The organism is Enterococcus innesii (genome assembly GCF_022846515.1).
GTDB classification, from domain to species: domain Bacteria; phylum Bacillota; class Bacilli; order Lactobacillales; family Enterococcaceae; genus Enterococcus_D; species Enterococcus_D innesii.
The window spans coordinates 836,214-856,329 of the sequence record NZ_AP025635.1; the positions used below are offsets into that span (position 1 = coordinate 836,214).

The 20,116-nt window shown below is 44.8% G+C and carries 18 protein-coding genes, 1 tRNA gene and 1 other annotated feature; of the genes, 5 read left to right on the plus strand and 14 right to left on the minus strand.

Going from position 1 to position 20,116, the window contains the following annotated elements:
- Position 1: 1 nt before the first annotated feature.
- The 3 genes from ENLAB_RS03890 to ENLAB_RS03900 are packed head-to-tail and all read right to left on the minus strand — an operon-like array spanning position 2 to position 2,361.
- On the minus strand, positions 2-283 hold the full coding sequence (locus ENLAB_RS03890) for a PTS sugar transporter subunit IIB (protein ID WP_005225413.1): 282 nt from the start codon (positions 281-283) through the stop codon (positions 2-4).
- A 12-nt stretch (positions 284-295) separates the two neighbouring features.
- Positions 296-724: a PTS sugar transporter subunit IIA gene (locus ENLAB_RS03895; protein WP_081117417.1), complete on the minus strand. Its 429-nt coding sequence runs from the start codon at positions 722-724 to the stop codon at positions 296-298.
- Positions 721-2,361 (minus strand): BglG family transcription antiterminator, encoded by a 1,641-nt coding sequence (locus ENLAB_RS03900; RefSeq protein WP_244352719.1) that lies wholly within the window; start codon positions 2,359-2,361, stop codon positions 721-723. Before ENLAB_RS03900 ends, ENLAB_RS03895 begins: the two co-directional genes overlap by 4 nt.
- 201 nt (positions 2,362-2,562) lie before the next feature.
- Here ENLAB_RS03900 and ypfJ point away from each other — a divergent pair, with 201 nt between their 5' ends.
- Entirely contained in the window at positions 2,563-3,453 is an 891-nt protein-coding gene (ypfJ, locus tag ENLAB_RS03905) for a KPN_02809 family neutral zinc metallopeptidase (RefSeq protein WP_081117419.1), read from the plus strand.
- 284 nt (positions 3,454-3,737) lie between these two features.
- Here ypfJ and ENLAB_RS03910 read toward each other — a convergent pair whose 3' ends face one another.
- The 6 genes from ENLAB_RS03910 to ENLAB_RS03935 all read right to left on the minus strand — a co-directional run bounded on the left by ENLAB_RS03910 (position 3,738) and on the right by ENLAB_RS03935 (position 9,833).
- Complete coding sequence (locus tag ENLAB_RS03910; RefSeq protein WP_244352720.1) at positions 3,738-4,553, minus strand: DUF2705 family protein; 816 nt, start codon at positions 4,551-4,553, stop codon at positions 3,738-3,740.
- Positions 4,550-5,434, minus strand: coding sequence for an ABC transporter ATP-binding protein (locus tag ENLAB_RS03915; RefSeq protein WP_244352722.1), 885 nt, complete (start codon positions 5,432-5,434; stop codon positions 4,550-4,552). The genes ENLAB_RS03910 and ENLAB_RS03915 overlap by 4 nt, the downstream gene beginning before the upstream one ends.
- Positions 5,435-5,877: 443 nt before the next feature.
- Positions 5,878-6,708 (minus strand): energy-coupling factor transporter transmembrane component T family protein, encoded by an 831-nt coding sequence (locus ENLAB_RS03920; RefSeq protein ID WP_005225404.1) that lies wholly within the window; start codon positions 6,706-6,708, stop codon positions 5,878-5,880.
- The gene (locus ENLAB_RS03925) at positions 6,698-8,407 is read right to left on the minus strand and encodes an ABC transporter ATP-binding protein (RefSeq protein WP_244352724.1); all 1,710 of its coding nucleotides are present in this window, start codon (positions 8,405-8,407) and stop codon (positions 6,698-6,700) included. Before ENLAB_RS03925 ends, ENLAB_RS03920 begins: the two co-directional genes overlap by 11 nt.
- 26 nt (positions 8,408-8,433) lie before the next feature.
- A complete protein-coding gene (locus tag ENLAB_RS03930; protein ID WP_244352726.1) occupies positions 8,434-8,988 on the minus strand; it encodes an ECF-type riboflavin transporter substrate-binding protein in 555 nt (184 codons plus the stop codon).
- Positions 8,985-9,833, minus strand: a complete 849-nt coding sequence (locus tag ENLAB_RS03935) for an SAM hydrolase/SAM-dependent halogenase family protein (RefSeq protein WP_220426871.1) — start codon at positions 9,831-9,833, stop codon at positions 8,985-8,987. Before ENLAB_RS03935 ends, ENLAB_RS03930 begins: the two co-directional genes overlap by 4 nt.
- Before the next feature lie 92 nt (positions 9,834-9,925).
- Positions 9,926-10,165, minus strand: a binding site (T-box leader).
- Between the two features lie 628 nt (positions 10,166-10,793).
- Between ENLAB_RS03935 and ENLAB_RS03940 the strand changes: the two genes are divergently transcribed.
- A tRNA-Leu gene (locus ENLAB_RS03940) sits at positions 10,794-10,875 on the plus strand.
- A 92-nt stretch (positions 10,876-10,967) separates the two neighbouring features.
- On the opposite strand, the gene ENLAB_RS03945 is transcribed toward ENLAB_RS03940, so the two are convergent.
- The gene (locus ENLAB_RS03945; protein WP_244352728.1) at positions 10,968-12,620 is read right to left on the minus strand and encodes a peptide ABC transporter substrate-binding protein; all 1,653 of its coding nucleotides are present in this window, start codon (positions 12,618-12,620) and stop codon (positions 10,968-10,970) included.
- A gap of 561 nt (positions 12,621-13,181) precedes the next feature.
- Here ENLAB_RS03945 and ENLAB_RS03950 point away from each other — a divergent pair.
- On the plus strand, positions 13,182-13,634 hold the full coding sequence (locus ENLAB_RS03950) for a DIP1984 family protein (protein WP_244352730.1): 453 nt from the start codon (positions 13,182-13,184) through the stop codon (positions 13,632-13,634).
- A gap of 237 nt (positions 13,635-13,871) precedes the next feature.
- Here the strand turns inward: ENLAB_RS03950 and ENLAB_RS03955 are convergent, their stop codons facing one another.
- The 4 genes from ENLAB_RS03955 to ENLAB_RS03970 all read right to left on the minus strand — a co-directional run bounded on the left by ENLAB_RS03955 (position 13,872) and on the right by ENLAB_RS03970 (position 17,140).
- Entirely contained in the window at positions 13,872-14,588 is a 717-nt protein-coding gene (locus ENLAB_RS03955; protein ID WP_244352732.1) for an NADPH-dependent F420 reductase, read from the minus strand.
- Complete coding sequence (locus ENLAB_RS03960) at positions 14,581-15,642, minus strand: LLM class flavin-dependent oxidoreductase (protein ID WP_015509212.1); 1,062 nt, start codon at positions 15,640-15,642, stop codon at positions 14,581-14,583. Before ENLAB_RS03960 ends, ENLAB_RS03955 begins: the two co-directional genes overlap by 8 nt.
- A 152-nt stretch (positions 15,643-15,794) precedes the next feature.
- Positions 15,795-16,157, minus strand: coding sequence for a TIGR02328 family protein (locus ENLAB_RS03965; RefSeq protein ID WP_016610641.1), 363 nt, complete (start codon positions 16,155-16,157; stop codon positions 15,795-15,797).
- 14 nt (positions 16,158-16,171) lie between these two features.
- Positions 16,172-17,140, minus strand: a complete 969-nt coding sequence (locus ENLAB_RS03970) for an NADP-dependent oxidoreductase (RefSeq protein ID WP_244352734.1) — start codon at positions 17,138-17,140, stop codon at positions 16,172-16,174.
- A 267-nt stretch (positions 17,141-17,407) separates the two neighbouring features.
- Here ENLAB_RS03970 and ENLAB_RS03975 point away from each other — a divergent pair, with 267 nt between their 5' ends.
- Both ENLAB_RS03975 and ENLAB_RS03980 read left to right on the plus strand, forming a co-directional pair.
- Positions 17,408-18,487, plus strand: coding sequence for an ABC transporter substrate-binding protein (locus tag ENLAB_RS03975; RefSeq protein WP_244352736.1), 1,080 nt, complete (start codon positions 17,408-17,410; stop codon positions 18,485-18,487).
- Positions 18,488-20,092 (plus strand): amidohydrolase, encoded by a 1,605-nt coding sequence (locus tag ENLAB_RS03980; RefSeq protein WP_244352738.1) that lies wholly within the window; start codon positions 18,488-18,490, stop codon positions 20,090-20,092. It begins immediately after the preceding gene.
- Positions 20,093-20,116 lie beyond the last annotated feature (24 nt).

The following is a 20,116-nucleotide window of genomic DNA, read 5'->3' on the forward strand; positions in this document are numbered from 1 at the left end:
CTTATCCCTCTCTTTCAGCTAAAAATTTTTCCATTTGCTGTTTGACTTCTTCTTTATCCATATACTTTTTGATTGGATAAACGGGTGCTTTAACGGATGCTTTTAACTCATTCAATAATTCATTACTCGTAAAATAAACATCTGCTGGTGTCGCTTTTGCTGTTGATAAATCAGTATTCTCGGCAGTTGCCGTCAACCCTAACTCTTTGATCACCTTATCGATCGTCATCTTCAATACCATTGAGCTTCCTACACCAAATCCACATACTGCTAAAATTTTCATATCCTTTTCCTCCTATTGGAATAATTGACAAATTTGTTCCCGATCGCCGTTTAATATCACGTTGTATTTTTCTTCATCCATAAAGATCGCCATGATCTCTTTCAAGCTTTCTAGATGGCTTTCACTATCTGCGGCGGCTAAGACAAGAAATATCCGCACCGGTTTCCCCTCAAGATCGATGGGCTGTTTCGTTACTAAAAGGCTCATACTTTGCTCCAAAACCCCTTCTCCAGGACGGGCATGCATCAGCGCAAAGTAATCCGCCAACACCATGTAAGGACCATTTTCTTCCACGCTTTGAATCATCGCTTCGATGTATTCTGACGTGATCAGCGCTTCATCCAGCAAGGGCTGGCTAGCTAATTTTACGGCTGAGCGCCAATCTGCCACTGTCTCATCCGTTTGTATATGCTTTTCAGGCAAATAATCCTTCACTTTCATTCTGATTTAACCTCCAACATTTTTGATAGGAACCATTCTTTGTTTTCGATTCCTTGCATGATCAATTTCATCATTGGTTCCACCTTTTGCGTCTCATCCTCTCGGATCATCAATAAAATAATGATGTCGGCTTTTTGGTTGCCCCATTCTACTGGCTGATCCAAAAGTAGGATTGAGATCGCTGTTTTTTCGACATAATTCGGATTGCCATGAGGGATGGCAAAGCCATTATCTAAATAGGTTGATTGTAGCTGCTCTCTTTCAATGACGGATTGCTGAAACTGCGCTTTTCGTTTTTCATCACTAAAAGGGGTTTGTTCGATCAGAAAATTGATGGCTTCTGTTTTGCTGGCAAATCGCTCGAAAAAGACGGTTGGCTGGATCATCGATTGGGCTTGAAGAAGCAAACCATTTTGATCGACCACCGCCTCATTATCGATGACTAAATCGATGTAGTGATTCATGATCCGCTTCATGTCGCGATTGGTCACCATAGGCGAGATCCGTACCACAGGTTTTTGAATCCCTACGAGATCGATGGTTGAAATAATAAAATCGATTGCCGAAATGTCCATCTGCTTTAATTTTTCTACTGAAACGGTTTCGATACTGTCGATCTCAGGTAGAATGCGACGAATTTTCGCAGAGACAAATGAGCTAGTGCCGACGCCATTGGGACAGACAAAAATGATTTTGTTCATGCGGCGCATTCGCTCGATTGCTGCTTGAAAATGGATCGTGACAAATCCGATCTCATCATCAGAGATCCCCACTTGATACGCTTTCAAGAAATCATGAAGCGAGAACCAGACCACGCCATACAAGGCAGGATAGTTTTGTTTGATTTCCTCTAACAAAGGGTTGATGACTGTGGTTTGCGCTTCGATCCGCAGCAGTAGTTGATACAGATGGATCGTCACATCTTCTTCCAATCGATTGTCTTGGGTCAAGTCGGTGCCTAAGCCTTCGCTGATTTTTTGAATCAAGTTGCGCACTTTTCCCCGAAAGACGAAAGGAACTTTTTCACTTTTCATAAAAAATTTCAAGCCGCTACCGACGATCAGGTAGGTTAGATATTGCACTTCTTTTGGTGAAAATTGATAAATGTGCTGTTCTTCGATTTCTTTCAGTAGCTCATAGACTAACGGATATTTGTCGAACTCCAAAAACAGCTTCCCCACTTGGCGATTTTCTTCAATCACTAAGTTTTCCGCATGACTCGCCCGTTCGATCAGCAGCACGATGGAAAGGACAATACTTTGGATATAGCTGTCGGGCATTTCCACTTGTTTTTCCATTAACGCTCGACGAAAGGCCTGATTTACTTCCTGGTATTTCGCAGGTTCCACCAACAAGGAAAACGCCGCTGGTTGATCCAGCATCATTAAGCAAAAGCGTTTGAGCACCCGATGGATCTGGGATTCACTTGCTTCAAAAAATGTACCTGAATTATCAAATCTCAGACGTAAGCTTTCTTTTTGAAACAGCTCTTTTAAATAAGAAATATCTTTGGCAATACTGCTGCGGGAAACGAAATAATCCTCTGCTAACTGCTGATAGCTGAGGTGCTCGCCAGCAATCAACCGCTTAAAAATCAAAATCCTTCGTTCCGATGTCCCCGAATAATTCATTTTCATACGCTCACCCTCTACATCTATTTTATTGCTACTGTACCAAATTAGAAGGCTAATTGTTAGATTAAAGAATGATTAAAAGGAGTGTACACTTTGATTTTCAAGGCTCCTGCAGGCATTTTATAACAATTTCAAGGCGCTTTTTTTCACAATCTGCCGCCTTTCTCTTATAATTAAGCTAGGATTTATATAGGAGGAGATAACATGAAATGGCGTGGGGGTAGACAAAGCAGAAATGTCGATGATCGAACGGGGCGATCATCTGGCTCAGGCGGGATGTTGGCTGCTGGTGGCGGGATCGGTACGGTGATCATCGCTGTTTTATTTTTCCTGTTTAGCGGTGGTGATTTAAGTTCGCTGCCGGATGTCTTGGGTGGCAGCGGTCAAGCAGCCAATTACCAGACAGAAAATGTGGGCACCAGTGAGTACACGGAGGAAAAAGAATTTTCCGCAGTCGTGTTCGGCTATTTAGAAGATTATTGGCAAGACGTTTTTCAAGAGCGGCAAGAAACCTATCAAGACCCGACACTCGTATTATTTACGGGAAGTGTGCAGTCGGCATGCGGCTATGCCACGTCACAGGTTGGTCCGTTTTATTGCCCAGCAGATGAGAATGTGTACCTTGATCTGAGCTTTGCCAATGAGCTTTCCGATAAATATGGCGCAAGCGGCGACTTCGCAATGGCCTATGTCATCGCCCATGAAGTCGGTCATCATGTGCAAAATGAGCTGGGAATCACCCAACAATTGGAAAAAATCCGCCAGCAAGTTTCAGAGAAGGAATACAATCAGTACAGCGTTCGTTTGGAACTGCAAGCTGACTACTTAGCTGGTACTTTTGCAAAGTATCTACAAGGTGAAACCTATCAAGGACAACCGATCTTAGAAGCTGGCGACATTCAAGAAGCGATCACGGCTGCCAATGCCATCGGGGATGATACGCTGCAAAAAGAATACCAAGGCTATGTTGTTCCAGATAGTTTTACGCACGGCACATCGCAGCAGCGCGTGGACTGGTTTAACCGTGGTTATCGTTATGGTGACTTAGCACATGGCGACACCTTCAATGTCGATAGCCTTGATTTGAGCAAGTAGCTTCAACTAAAAAAACACTCCGAAGCAGCATGAACCGCCTGCTGCTTCGGAGTGTTTTTAGGTTCTTGTTGTCCCTTCAGGCCTTTTGGTGAAGGGACGCTTTACGCTTTCTTAACTTTCGCAATGATTTTTTCGCAAAAACGTGCCTGCTTCGTCATACTTTTTTCACATTTCGAGACTATTATATAAGCATACCAACAAACAACCCTAACACTTTTTCATTTTTACTCCTTTGCCTGTCAGTCCCCGCTGACAGGCTCTTTTTTGTCTTTTGATTGATATACTCAGACCTGCAAGTCTTTGCGCTCGTAACGGTAAAAGGTGCCAAAGAAACACAATACACCGATCAGCAGTACCCATAGGACTGATGTGGCGCCGTTATCCATGAGTTGGACGGGTAGTGCCATCCGCACAGGCGAAAGTCCTGCCAGCCATTCCAATTTATCGTAGAGTTCCCCCACGATGCCGAGCAAATACAGACCGAACACGCAGCCTAAGCCGACGCTGGCGGTTTGTTTGCTGAAACGCAAGATCGTGGATAAAAAGAAACCTAGACAGAGGAAGAAAACTAAGACACCGTATTCGGCAACGAAGATTTTGCTGATTTCTTCTATAAAAGCGGACAGGTCGTCTTCAGGCAGTTTGAATAGAGCAAACGAGGCCAGACTACTGCCATAGGCAATCAGCCAAAAGCCAGTCAGCAGCAACAATCGGGCGAGGAACTTCCACCCAACGATTTCTCTGCGGCTAATAGGCTGAGCATATAAATACTCGATCGTTCCTTCTGATTCTTCAGTGATCAGGCTGTTCAAGCCTAAAAGCATCCCATAAATACACGCGGCGATAAATAAGTATTGAAAGTAGTACCCGAAAAAGCCTGTCGGTGAAACCAAGCTTGAAGGACCTGTCAGTTGGATGTTAAAGATGCCTAGTAATTCTGGGCTGAAAGAGCCCAACATCTGGTCTAATGACGTTTTCATTTCTGGCGTGATCATTTGAGGATAGATAGCCGTAAATCCAAAAATGATTGCTGCAAAAAGGATCGTCCAGACCAGCCAGCCTTTGAAGGTATTTTTAAGGTCGATTTTCATTAAAGTCATTTTTGAGAACCTCCTTCATACAGGAGCATAAATTGCTGTTCAAGGGTTGGGTGTTCGATCGTGAACTCTTTAATGGCAGGATTGGTTAAAAAATGTGCCAGCTGATTCATGTCCCCTTGATAGAAAAAACGCACGGTGTGTGAGTCCTGAGCAAGAACCTGTACATTTTTCAAGCCAGCTAATGAGAGGCTGTCCTCATTCGTGAGCGTTACAACTTTGCCGAAATTTTCTTCCTCACTCAGTTCTTTCACGGTGATGATCTGTCCTTCACGAATAAAGGCGGTCCGATGGGCATAGGTCTGAATTTCATGCAGATCATGACTGGATAGAAAAATCGTCATCCCCTGTTTGTTTCTTCTGAGAAGCTCTTCAAACAGCCGTTTTTGGATCAAGGGATCTAAGCCATTGGTCGGTTCATCTAAAATCAACATTCTCGGTTGTGCAATCAAGGCGCTCGCAAGCCCGACTTTTTTCTTGTTCCCTAAAGAAAGTTCTGCGATCGATTTGTTTGGATCAATTTGAAAAAGCTCCATCAACTCCTGAATCTCTTTTTTTGGCTGCTTGACTTGATGAAAATCCGCCGTAAATGCCAGTAGTTCTGCTGTCGTCATTTTTGAATAAAACCGTACATCACTGGAAACATACCCAGTAAACGTTTTGATCTCTTTGGCTGCTTGTTGGCAATCTCGTCCAAAAATCGCCGCCTGTCCTGCATCTGGTTTGATAAAATTCAACAATACTTTGATGGTCGTTGATTTTCCCGCACCATTTGGTCCGATAAAGCCAAAAATCTCTCCTTCTGCCACTTGCAACGATACATTCTCGATGGCGTACTTCTTGTTGTATTGTTTGCTTAGTCCGTTGATCGTAATGGCATCCATCCTGTCCCCTCCTTGTACTGCTTTGATGCCATCAGTGTAGCCTTATTTCGTGTTTCCGTCAATCAAAGATCTAAAAGGCTTCCGCTGGAATGTTTTACGAAAATCATCAACAGATTGACACACTTCTATTGCTTTCTCTTCCTATTTTTTTCACATTTTCCCGCTATTATTAATACATACCAACAAACAACCCTAACACTTTTTCATTTTTACTCCTATCCCGCCAGTCCCCGCTGGTGGGCTCCTTTTTTTTATCGGCAAAAAAACGCAGACCTAGCAGCAACTGACTTTAGCAAATGTAGCACTCGCTAAAGTCAATTGACTGACTATCCTGCGTTTTTTGGCTCGATCATTTCTGGGACGGATGAATCAATTCTGAATCATCCGTCCCACTTTCATTATTGACAATGCGTCCGTTTTTTAAGTTTTCATGGGTTGATTTGTTAACGAAATGGATTGTAGAAACGTCCGCCATTAAGGACCATCAAGGACAATCCAAGCGCCACGATCAAGCAAACGACAGCAATCGCCAAGAGATCTTTGCCTTGGATCGGCTTAGCTTTCAGCCAGGTACGCTGCTTGTGCTTGCCAAACCTTCTTAGCTCCATGGCAGCAGAAATATGGTCGATCCGTTCCAAGCTGGAAAAAATCAAAGGAATCGCGATCGCGACATTGCCTGCCACTCGCTTGCGCAAAGGTGCTTTTTTAGAAAGCTCCACGCCCCGTGCTTGCTGCGCTTTGGCAATGGTCCGAAAATCATCTTGAATATCGGGAATGTAACGCAAAGCCAGTGCGACTGCATAGGCGATCTTGTAGGAAATCCCGATGCGGTTGATACTGGACGCCAACTCGCTTGGATTGGTGGTAAACAGGAAAATCAACCCTGGGGGAATCGTGACAAAATATTTGATCAACAGATTCAGCTCATAAAACACTTGCTCTTGGGTCAATGTATACCGACCGATCCCTTCAAAAATCACGTGGCGCGTACCGTAGATCTCCACCCCATATTCTGGTGCGAAAAGATAGACCGCCACCAAATTCAAAAGCGAAAAGAAGATGATAAATTTCAATACAAAAGCGATATCTCGGTAGCGAATTCCAGCACTGGCAAATAGAAAGACCGAAAACAATGCCAGTCCAATGAGAAAACGCGTATCATAAGAGATCATCCCGATGACGGATAGCAGCAAAAAACAAATCAGTTTTGCGGCACCGCTTAGTTGGTGGATCCACGTTTTGCGGTCAAGATAGCCGATTAGATTACTCTCCATCGTGTCCCTCCTTCTCGCTGGCAATAAAGGCGGCAGTAAAAGCGGCGGGATCTGTCAGCTGGTTAAGGGTCGCCAGTGTGTACAAGCTGGTTTCTTTGAGGTTCGCGGCACTCACCACTTGTTTGTCTGCTAAAACAACTTCTGGCGGTGCGTCCAGCAAAATCGTTCCTTGCGTCAAAACGATCGTCCGCTGTGTATACTCCAACATCAGGTGCATATCGTGGGTGATCATAACGATCGTTAATCCCCGCTGGTTCAACTCCTGTAAGAATTGCATCATTTCGGTGTAATGGCGATAGTCTTGTCCTGCTGTTGGCTCATCCAATAAAATGAGTTCAGGATCTAAGACGAGGATCGCTGCAATGGCGGCTCGGCGTTTTTGCCCATGACTTAGTGCCGACAATGGCCATGAGCGAAACGGATAAAGACCACAAATTTTCAAGGTCTGATGAACTTTTTCTGTGATTTCAGCCTCTGGGACATTTCGGTTGCGCAAGCCTAAGGCAACTTCGTCAAACAGGAAGTTTTTTGACAGCATTTGATTGCTGTTTTGCAAAACATACCCGATTTTTTGCGCTCGTTCTTTGATGGAATCATTGCCCATGTCTGTTCCTTGCCAAAGCAACTTGCCAGAAGTCGGTGTCAAAAAGCCGGTAATCAAATGGGACAAGGTTGATTTTCCTGCGCCATTATGCCCGACCAAACTAATCATTTCTCCTTGATGGATGGTAAAATCCAGTGCCTGCAAGATGGGTTTACCGACTTGGTAAGAAAACGATAGATTCTTCGCTTCCAACAACGGCGGCTGGTGGCTAGGAAGCGCCGGTTTCGGAAATTTTTCTTGAAACTGAGTCAGTTTTTCAGCAATCTCAGATGATGCAAATGCTTCTACCGCGACCAAATCAGCAGCGTCGGTCACGGGAACGCCCGCTTTTTTTAAGGCGGCTAAATACAGTGGTTCACGAATGCCGACTTGCTGCAGCATGTCCGTTTTTAATAGTTCATTCGGTGTACTGTCGGCAAGGATGCGGCCTTCTTCCATCACGATGATGCGATCAACAGCTGCGGCTAACACTTCTTCTAAGCGATGTTCGATGATGATGGTGGTAAAACGCTTCTCTTGATACAGCTGGTCGATCATTTTGATGGCTTCCACACCTGTTTGCGGATCCAAGTTGGCTAGCGGCTCATCAAACAGTAGAATCGGTGTTTCATCGATCAAAACACCTGCCATTGAAACACGCTGCTTTTGGCCACCCGATAATTCCTGCGGTTTTTTCGCCAAATGATCCATTAAGTCGGTCTTTTCAGCCCAAAAACGCAGCGCCTCTTGCATCACTGCTTGACTACGCTGATCGTTTTCCAATGAAAACACGATATCTTCTGCTACGGTCAAACCTACAAATTGGCTATCGGTGTCTTGCAGCACCGTGCCGACGGTCAAAGACAGCTCATAGATGGAAGCTTGTCCAAAATCATTAGTACCGATCGTCAAAGCTCCGGTACTACTGCCTTTGTCATTTTGCGGAATCAAACCGTTCAAACATTTTCCTAATGTACTTTTGCCAGAACCGCTGGCACCGACGATCAGGACTTTTTCTCCTTCATAGATCGTTAGATCGATGTTTTTCAAGGTGGGTTCCGCTTGTGCATCATATTGGAAAGAAAAATTCGTAAATTGAATGATTTTTTGTTTCATTTTTTAGCCTTCACACATTTCTTTGGTTAGGATTCCTTGCTCAAGCTGCCTTTTTTGGTTTTGGTTTGGGCATAGGCTTTTAGCAGGATCACTCCGATTATCCCAGTTACGACTGCATTGGTCAATCCCGCAATGACTCCTTGCGTAAAGACTTTGTTCGCTGGTTCGCCATAGATCAAAATATCACCGATCGGGGCAATGATCACCCAGACGACCAAATTTGCGATCGTTTCACCGATCAAGAAGGTCCGAATTTCTTTAACCCCAAAGGTTCCTTGCTGGATTGGAATCCAACGAGTAAAAAGTCCAAAGAACACCCCTAAGATCCCAGAGGCGGCGATCCAAGACCACCATGGACCATAAGTCGTTAAATCTCCTAGAGCATGACCGATAAAGCCTGCTAAACCAGCCACGATCGGACCGTAGACAACGCCTAATAGCGCCAAGAAAGGATAGGCTGTGGCGATATCTGTATTTGGGAAACCCGTCGGAATCGTGACGAAACGTTTTAAGACGAAAAAGACCGCAGCACCGATACCGATTGCAACAATGTGTTTTACTGTAAATTTTGATTGATTCATTTTTCATTTCTCCTTTTTTTGAGGGTAATTTTCCAATTCGTGCCAGTCCCGATTTTATAGGTTTCAGCAAATGAAGCCAAGTTGAGCCCTAAACCGATATTCAATAGGGAATTGACGTATAAGACAGGTTCATTTTCCGACACTTGCGCAAAGGAGCGTCCGAAACGCACTTCTTCTTGATAACGCAGTGTATCTTGGTAGTAGATACTGACGAGCAGCGGCTCATTGTATTGGACCTGCCATTGCTTAAAGAACGTGTGGGGAATATTCGTCCACAACGAACCAAAGCGGATATCGAGAATATCGATCGTACCAGTGATCGTTTCTGTTGTTTGGCTTGGCTTTTCAATGGCAAAGACTTGGATCGCTTCTTTAGGTTCGGGTGTTCCTAGCTCTTCAAAACTGATGGCGCCGCTAGCGAGCCGAGCGGCGTTATACATATAAACATCCCGACCATGAAACGTATGGCTTTCGGCTGATCCGGCCAACCGCTCAGTTGCCTCATTGATCACCCGTAGTTCAGCGATTCCGATATAAGTCGCTAAATAGGTTAGGGTGCCATTATCTGGCGTCAAAACCAACTGTCCGGTCGCCAGCTTGGCAACCACGCTTCGTCGATCAGATCCTACGCCAGGATCCACCACTGAAACAAAGACCGTTCCCGCTGGCCAATAGGTGACGCTTTGTAACAGACGATAGCTGGCATCATGAATGTTGTATGGCTCGATCTCATGAGTCAAATCAGCAATGACCAGCTCCGGTGCCACTTGATAAGCTACCCCGTACATCGCATTGACCGCTCCATCTTGCAAACCAAAATCGGTTTGAACCACTAATTTGTGCATTTTTCTCTCCTCCCAACAACCTTTCTCCTTTTCAACAAAACCTGCGCTTGAAACAGCTGACCGTGCAGACACAAAAAAAGCCCTTAGCCAAAGCTAAGGGCATCACCTGCGGTACCACCTTAATCTGCAAAACCTTCACAGGCTTCACCTCATTCAGTACCCGAAAACACTCGGAGACTGTCGCTTGTTAACGGGGCAACCGTATTTTCCTAATTAGTCAGAAAATCCGCTCCAAAGTCATTTTCAAATCATTCGTTGTCGTTCCTTCTCACCTACCGGAACTCTCTGCTAGACAACTACCTTGATTCTACTTTCTTTTTCATCGCCTTTGCATTTTGTTTCATTTAAATTATCAAAGCTTGTGCCTTTTGTCAATTCTCTTTTAAGAAAAAATTCAAACAGAAGGCATAATTTGTCAAAAGATTCACGCAATTCCTGAATTTCGCTCGAAAATTCTTCATATTTTCTCGGTATGATACTTGTATACCAACAAACAACCCTAACACTTTTTCATTTTACTCCTTCCCGCCAGTCCCCGCTGGCGGGCTCCTTTTTGTCTTCTGACTGTTTTAGATGGTTTCACTTTTTCTTGGCGATTTCTTCCCATAATTCTGTTTGATTCGTCAATTTTTTTTCACATTTTCCCGCTATTATAAATGCATACCAACAAACAACCCTAACACTTTTTCATTTTTACTCCTTCCCGCCAGTCCCCGCTGGCGGGCTCCTTTTTGTCTTCTGACTGTTTTAGATGGTTTCACTTTTTCTTGGCGATTTCTTCTCAGAATTCTGTTTGATTCGTCAATTTTTTTTCACATTTACACGCTATTATAAATACATACCAACAAACAACCCTAACACTTTTTCATTTTTACTCCTTCCCGCCAGTCCCCGCTGGCGGGCTCCTTTTTGTGAGATTGGACTTGCATTTCTTCCTAGAAAGGATTATCTTTATCTTATGCGGAAGTGGCGGAATGGCAGACGCGCACGCTTCAGGCGCGTGTGAGTTTATCTCGTGTGGGTTCAACTCCCATCTTCCGCATTTAGCAGTTCAGCTTTCTGAACTGCTTTTTTTGTTGCAAAACGCGCATGTTCATCGAATAAACATGCGCGTTTCATTCAACTATTTTTCCCTTATTCACTCACATAGGCGGTGCGGAAAAAGAAATGCGCGCCATAAGCTGGGAATTGGATGTCTTTTACCTTTGATTTGATCAGATAATTTGAAGCACTTTGGTAAAGAGGGACTTGCGCAGCATCTTGTTCCAATAAAATTTCTTCTGCCACTTTGTAATCTTCAAAATATTGATCGGGGTCATTGGCATGAACGGTGCGCGCATCTTCCGTCAACGCCGTATATTCTTCATTGACATAGCCGCCGTAGTTAAAGGAAGCGCCGGTTTTGTATAAGATAAAGAACATATCCATGTCACTGCTTCCAGCGATCCAACCAGAAACGGAAAGCTCATAATCACTATTTGCTCTTGATTGATTCAAGCTGGCACGTGGCTGTTTGTTGATGGAGATCGACAAGCCTGGCAAGTTTTCTTGCAGTTGGCTTTGCAAGTACTCCCCGATTTTTTGACCATTGTCATCATCTGTCACTAATAAACGCAGCGTCGTACTTTCGCCAATTTCCGCTTGGGCTTTTTCCCACTCTTCCTTAGCAGCCTCTAAATCATACAGGTTGTAATCACCGCTATATGCTCGAAAATCTTCGCCAGTATTTGGATTCGCAGCTAAGCCGGTAGGGATCAATCCATTTAAAACTTTCGCTCCATCGTTCAACACATTATTCACGAGACTTTCTTTGTCGATCGCCAACGCGATCGCTTTACGCACATGAACATTTGCTAAGGCATCGTTGGCGGTTTTATTGAAATCTAAGAAAAAGTTCGCCACATCGTTTTGCGTAACTAGTTCTTCATTGTCCCCGTATTGTTGGACGTAGATCCCGCTGATTTTTTGCAAATCAAGGTCGCCGCTTTCAAACAATTGGATCCCCGTATTTTCTTCTTTGATGGTGGAGCCTTTGATTTCCTCCAATTGAACGACATCAGCATCGTAGTATTGGTCGTTTTTCACTAGCGTCCACTCGTCTCCTGTCTGTTGCCAATCGGTTAAAGTAAAGGGACCAGAATACAGCAAATCTTCACTTGTACGGGCATAGGTCTCGCCTTTTTCTTCAACAAAGGCTTGATTTTGCGGTGCCAACCAGCCGATGGAAATCAAGGATAAAAAGGAAGGCTGCGGCTGCTCCAACTGCACGATAAAGGTCGCGTCATCTGGGGTTTCCAGACCAATCGTTTCTATATCAGCATTGCCTTCACGAATGTCTTTACTATTAACTACATTATCTAACAAATAGGCGTTAGGTCCCATCGTTGCTGGATCGACTAACTTTTTCCACGCATAAGCAAAGTCAGCCGAAGTGATCGCTTCGCCATTGCTCCACTTCGCATCCTCTCGCAAGGTAAAGGTATAGGTTTTGCCATCTTCACTGATTTCGACTCCTTCTGCCAAGCCCGGAACTGGTTCACTGTTTTCATCGAAACGGTAAAGCCCTTCGAATAAATGTTGGACGATGGTAAACGTTGCTTTATCCGTCGTTTGGGTCGTATCGAGAGTCGTCAGCTCAGCTGGTAGACTCACCGCGATCGCTTGATTCGGCGCTCCGTTAGTTCCAGCCTCTGATCCCTCAGTATTTCCTGTTGTCGTGCAGCCAGAAAGGGTCAACCCAATCACTCCTGCTGCAACCAATAAACGCTTCTTCCAGATCATTTCCATTCTTCCTCCTATGTGATTGCGCAACCAACGCAAGTGTTTTTCATGATGGCAAAAAACGCATTCAACGATAAAAAGAAAAAACCTCATCCCTTTGCTTATCAACTTTGACAAACAAAGGGACGAGATTTTCGTGTTACCACCCTTTTTCGCACCATCCTCACAAATGGCACCTCAACAGTACGCTAAGATACTTGGCACGATAACGGCTGCTTTCCGTCTGATTTGCGTGAACAAATCAGATCACTCAGAGTTCATCTTCACTTTTTTTCTGCTGCCCTTTCTCACCATCCGGGTTCTCTTCTAACAGATTCCAAAGCTACTCTTCTCTTCATCGTCTTTCTTTTTATCTAAAAAACAGGTAAATGACGTTTTTTTGTCTATTTCATGATTGTTTTAAAGTATACTATTGGTGTTTTTGGAAGTCAACAAGAATTGCGAATATTCAGTTTTTTATGATTTTTCTATCAGAGCTTGTTTTGCGTCTTGCTTGCCTTTCGTCACGTTCTTCTCTAGGATAAGAACTAGATAAGCCTTCTCATTTGTAAAAAGGAGTGTGCCAAAATGAAATTAGCAGAAGCGTTACTTTTAAGACGAGATTTGAACAATCGTCTGTTTCAATTGCGCAACGAAATCTCTAGTAGTGTGTTAGTCCAAGAAGGCGATACCTTGGATCGCAGTATCACAGAATTGTTCAAGGAATACGATGAGATCAATCAACAGTATTCAGAATTAGTCGTAGCCATCAATCGGAAAAATGCGACTGCCTCTTTAGCAGATAGTGCGTTATTACTGATGGAAGCACTAGAACAGCGAGAACAGCTGCGCCGCAAGCATGCACTGCTTACGCAAGCACTGGAAGAAACCAAAGCAGCTCCCCGAATGGGTCGCAATGAAATTCGACTGGTGCGCACGATCGATACAAAAACGCTAACGGAGCAATTGAATACGACCGCCAAGCAGCTGCGAGAATTAGATGGAAAGATCCAACAAACCAATTGGCTGGTCGATCTTTAATCAATATGGGTGGGTGTCAAAGGCGAGCACAAAGCAGGTACAGGCTGATATGTACACTATGGAACGTCTGGCAGAGACGTAAACGTAACAACCACTGCTTACGAATCACAATCGTAACAATCACATTGTATTTTTTAGCGACCACGTGCTGATTTGACTGGATGGGAAAAACCCTCTTCTTTTTTTGAGAAGAGGGTTGTTTTTTATCGTATCCAGTCGTACAATGAAACGGCTCTTTTACTGAGGAACCTGCTGCTCATTATTCACAGCGGCAGAACGCGTCAGGAACGTTTGTCCTTTCTCACTGCTCCAAAACTCCTTCATCAATGCCGTCAATCCCTCTTTGGTTTGATTGGCACCAAAGAAAGGGCTGCCGGGTTCTAACATGATGCCATTAGCTAAAGCACCGATAGGAAAGGGATCAAAGCCGAAGGCGGCAACGATTTCGGCTGTCTGATCAAGGGCGGTTTGGTCATCACCAGCAATGGCGATGGCTTTTTTGGCAGTTCCTTGAGCAGCCGTTCTCGTCAGCAAGGATTCCTCTTGGATGTCGTGGTACCCCATATGATTGAATCCTTTGACTACTTTACTTTGGGAAAAATAGCGTTGCACACGTTCCGAAGAAGTCTGCTCGATGGATGAGTATTCTGTTTCTTTGCCGTCGACTTCCCACCAATAATTCATGGCATCGATCACTAGCTTGCCAGCCAATGCTTCTGCTGGCAGCTGTTGGTACTTACTCAATGGGATTGCCAAAATGATCGTTTGGGCTTCTGTCATCACTTCAGCGGCATTTTTTGCGATCGCTCCCGGAGCCAACACAGAAACGGACAAGGCGATTTTTTCTGCTGGCTTCGTACTGGCGATCAAGACCCGATAGCCCGTCTGGGCACCAAGATTTGCGAGCGCTAAGCCTAACTTGCCTGCGCCTAAAATACCGATGGTTTTAGGCATTGCCATCACCTGCTGCCAACAATTCTTTCACCCGTGGAATCACTTTGGTTCCATACAATTCAATCGTTTTGAAACGGTCTTTTTGCAGCTGTCCGCCAGTACCGTAAACCAGATCAAAGCGTTCTACACCGACTTGCGGCATCATACGGGCAATTTTTTGCGCCACGGTTTCTGGACTGCCTACATAGTAAGAACCATGTTCGACTTCAAAGTCAAAGCGCTCTTTGCTCATGGCTGGCCAGCCGCGATCAAGACCGATTTTGTCCATGCTCTTTTTGATGTAGTTCCAGCCGATTTCATAGGCTTCTTCGTCGGTGTCGGCGATCACACCATGGGAGTGCATGCCGATTGGCAGAATCGGTTGCCCCAATTGCTGCGCTGCCTTTTTATACAGATCAACATACGGCGCAAAACGAGCAGGTTCGCCACCGATGATCGCTAACATAACGGGAAACCCATAACGAACGGCACGAATGATCGATTCAGGTGTTCCACCGACACCTACATAGGTATCTAATTGGTGTCCCTCGATTTTTGGAAAAACGTCGGCATTTTTTAAGGATTGCGTGAACTTGCCTTCCCAAGTTAATGGTTTGCCTTTTCTCAATTCACTGAACATTGCTGTTTTTTCTTCAAATAGTTCTTCATAATCTTGCAAGTCATAGCCGAATAGAGGGAATGATTCAGTAAAAGATCCCCGTCCCAGCATGATTTGTGCGCGACCGTTCGACAACGCATCAACAGTCGCGAACCGTTCGTAGACCCTCACGGGATCATCCGAACTCAAGACAGTTACACCAGTACCTAATTTGATGGTTTTGGTAACCATTGCTAAAGCCGCTAGTACCGTATCAGGACTTGAGATCGAATATTCTTCCCGATGGTGCTCCCCTAAGGCAATGACATCGATGCCGACTTCATCGGCTAATTTTCCTTCCGCTACGATATTGCGCAACGATTCGCTGTAACTGATCCGTTCTTTCGTTGTATCATCAAAGGCTAGATCGCCAAAAGTATCTAACCCAAATTCAAGATTTCTGTGATTGATGGTCATTTTCTTTTCCTCATTTCTCATTACTGATTCTCTGTTCTCACTATAACAAGGAACAAAAAAAGTTGCGAACAATATGCTTACTTTTTGTAAGTTGCCGATTTTAAAGCAAAAAAACACTTTCCCGAACAAAAATTCAGGAAAGTGTTTGGTCTTTAAAGATAGATCCCTTTACTATGGAGATTCACTAAGCATTCTTCCAAGTATGCTTCATCATGTTCTGGATAGATCGGCGTAGTCAAAGGGACGGCTTGAACGGAGGGTTCCAGCGGCAGATTTTTGCCACGATACGCCGGATCGTACCATTCAGGTGCTGGCCGATAGCCTCGACGGGTCATTTCATCCAGCACTAACTGATGGTATTGAAACAATTTATAGGGTGGATGAGTAAAAACGTAATCGACGGTTGCATGCTTCTTGCCCCAGCCTAACCCTCGTAAGGCTGCTGCTTCACGATGCTGGCCTAACAGCTGCTGCCGAGGCAAAGCAGGTATCAGTGCTTCATGCCATAAGCGCATCGGTTCAGCCTCCTTTATTCTGCGTCTTGGCTGATGAAATTGTCTTGATTTTCAATAACGATCTTACCTACTGCATGGTGTGTCTCACTCAATGCGTGGGCATCGTAAATTCCTTGTGCTGTCAATGGGAAGGTTGCACCGATGACACTGGTGACTTTTTCTGCTTCGATCAGCTCTGTCAATTCTGCCAATTGTTTGCCGTTGGTTCGTAACCAAACTGCTTTGGCGAAGATGTCTTTTTCTTTTGCCAAGTCTTCGTCTTCAATACTCAAAATCGAGATCAGACGGCCCTTAGGTTTTAAGACAGTGAAACTTTTCTTCTGGGTGACGCCCCCCATCGTATCAAAGACCAAATCGATGTCTTGCAAGACTTCTTCAAAATCTGTCGTGTGGTAATCGATGATCTCATCGGCACCAAGTTTTTGTAATAACTCATGGTTACGAGGACTAGCCGTCGTGATGACGTAAGCGCCAGCTGCTTTTGCTAGTTGGACCGCATAGGTACCAACTCCGCCTGCTCCGGCATGGATCAAGACTTTTTCCCCTGCTTTTAAACGACCGTGTTCAAACAACGCTTGGTAAGCAGTCAAACCAGCTAGTGGCACTGCAGCTGCTTCTGCGTAGTTTTGGTTTTCTGGTTTAATCGCTGCTAACTCAGCATCCACGATGGCGTAATCAGCATACGTCCCAAAACGAGTCGTTTCAGGGCGGGCATAGATTGCATCACCAACTTTGAATTCTGTCACGTCAGCGCCTATTTCTACGATATCCCCTGCGACATCCCAGCCTAAAATAATTGGGAAGTCCCATGGAAACATTTGTTTCAAATAGCCTTCTCTTAATTTCCAATCGATTGGGTTGATGGATGTTGCGGCAACTTTGACTAATAATTGATTTGCTTTTAATTCAGGTAATTGGACCGTTGCTTCTTTTAATTGGTCTTTTCCACCATAGGCTTCAATAACGACAGCACGTGTTTCCATTGATGCTTCACTCCTTACATTCATTCTTCATCAAAGAGAGGTTCCTGTTTTTCCATCCCTTGATTTCTCACTTCCCTAGCTTAGGCAAAAGGAGGGAATTTGACAAATGATATGTTTGGAAACTGCCCCAGCCACCTGGCCGTTCCTCCTGCTAAGCCTTGAAAGAAACGGGTTTATTTTTTCTTCATTTTTTTATTGCCTTTTCTTTAAAAATCAATTACGCTACTCAAGAAATACGAAATTGTAGAGAAAGAAGGAATTGATGAATTGAAAAGGTTGTGGGTATTTTTTGGCGGTGTGATCGGCATCACCGCATTGCTGTTTTTCGGTGCTTCGGTGTTAACGAAAGAATCGGGGGCAGCAACGTCGTCCGACAAAAATACAGTGATTATTTACAATTGGGGCGAATATATTGACCCCGAATTGATCAAAACATTCGAAACTGAGACTGGTTACTCAGTGATTTATAATACATTTGACTCCAACGAAGCGATGGAAACGAAAATCAAACAAGGCGGCTCGCGCTATGATTTGGTTTTCCCTAGCGAATCGATCATTCCGAAAATGATCGAAGAAGGATTGTTAGTGCCTTTAGACCATCAGAAATTGACGGGAACGGAAGATCTGTCGCCTTTTTTGATGGATCAAGCCTTTGATCCGGACAATACCTACTCGATCCCCTATTTTTGGGGCACGATCGGAATCATGGCAAATACTGAAGAAGTCGATGCTTCTTCGATCCATGGCTGGGGGGATTTATGGGACCCTGCATTTAAAAATGATGTATTGATGGTGGATGGTGCTCGCGAAACCTTAGGAATCGCGTTACAGACGCTCGGTCTTTCCCAAAATGAAAAAGACCCGACTAAGGTCGCCAAAGCCTTGAAGAAGCTGGAAAGTATCCGTCCCAATGTCAAAGCAGTTTTGACCGACGAGATCAAAACCTTGATGATCAACAACGACGCCCCTTTAGGAATCGGGTATTCGGGCGATGCCGCTTATGTGATGGCGGAAAATCCTGCCGTCACCTATATCGTTCCCAATGACGGCGGTGCGATTTGGACAGACAATTTTGCGATCCCTAAAACCGTTGGTAATCTTGAGGGAGCCTACGCCTTCATCAACTTTATGCTCCGCCCAGAAAATGCCGCACAAAATGCCGAATACGTGGGCTACGCCACGCCGAGTGAAACGGCAAAAACCATGCTGCCAGCAGAACTGACTGCTGACAAAGCTTTCTACCCTGAGCCAAGTGCGATGGAACAAATGGAACATTATGAATACTTAGGAAAAGAAGCGGTTGAGCTTTACAACGACCTTTTCCTTGAATGGAAGTTGGGATTATAATTGTCACTATTACTAAAATCTGAACACATCTTTGATACCAAAACGAAAACGACTTTTGCGGGCTTTCTCTTGATAGAAGACCAGAAAATCACGGCTGTAGGTCCTCTTTCAGCGCTGCCAACACTTGCGGAAGACACCCAGGTCATTGATCTCAAAGAACAAATGATCATCCCAGGCTTTATTGATGCTCATGTTCATTTTTATCTTTCCGCATTACTCCATCAAGGGGCATTGACCCATCTTACGGGAATGACAGAAGAAGCCGTTGCCCAGCAAGTGCCCGCCTTGCCCATCACCCATGGATGGAAAATTGGCATCGGCTGGTTCAGCAGTGATTTCGGTCAGCAAGTCTACCCGACGAAAGATTCGATCGACAACTATTGTGCCAACACGCCTGTCATGCTGATTTCCGGTGATGCCCACAGTATTTGGTTGAATAGCCAAGGGATCGCTGCTTTAGGGATCACACCTGAGAACTTACCAGCAGGGATCAGCGGGGAGGCACTACTTGACGAAAACAGCGGACAATTAAGCGGCTGCTTTTTAGAAGCGATCGCCATTCATTATTTAGCAAAGGTCTTACAGTCGTTCCAAGCACAAAGCCCTGTTGCTTTTCTGACCTATATGAAACAGCTCAATCAATACGGCATCACGACGATCGGCGATGTTGCCTTGACAGGAGAAAGCTGGGACGATCTAGTCTATCCCACTCTTTATCGACAGACGGAAGCAGAAGCGACCTTGCGCGCTGTCTTTTATCCAGCCATGCGAGAAGACATCACACAACTAACAGAAACTTACCGTACTTATCGCTCCGAAAAAGTACAGATGGGCGGCGTCAAACAATTTTTTGACGGCGTGACGAGTACGCACACCGCTTTTTTAAAAGCGGAATATGAAACACCGTATTTTGCTGGTGATGTCGGGATGCCGTTGATCGATGTTCAACGGATGCGCCGCTTTATTTTACAAGCCAACCAGCAAGACTGGCCGATGCGCATCCATACCATTGGTGATGAAGCGATTCGACAAGCACTCCTCTTTTATCAAGAAAGTGCTGCTGCTCACCCGCTTTCTAAAGGCAAAGCCAATACCTTGGAACACTTGGAAGTGATGGATGCCGCTGATCTGCCACTAGTTCGCCAAGAACAACTGGTACTCTCCGTACAGCCTAGCCATTTATTAGTCGGTTATGAGACCCTCGATGAAGAAGTAGGACCTCAGCGTGCCAGTCAAATGTTTCCTTTTCAGTCCTTTCTAGAGCAAGGCGCAACCTTGGCTTTTGGGACTGATACGCCAGTCGTGATCGACGTGACTCCTTTAGACTCGCTGTATTATGCGGTTGCTCGGCAGGAAAAAAACGGCCAGCCAGCAGGCGGATTGATGCCAAAAGAAAAAATCTCCATCGCCGATGCCCTCTATGCCCACACCGCAGGCGCCGCCAAAGCCTTGAGTCGGCAAGATATCGGGCGATTAGAAGTTGGCTGTTTAGCCGATCTTTGTATTTTGTCCCAAAACATCTTGCCTTTGACTGCCGAAGAATTGCTTCAAACGACCGTTGAAGCCACCGTATTTGATGGGCGATTTGTTTATCGGCGTAATTGACATGAACCACCGATAGGAACCACG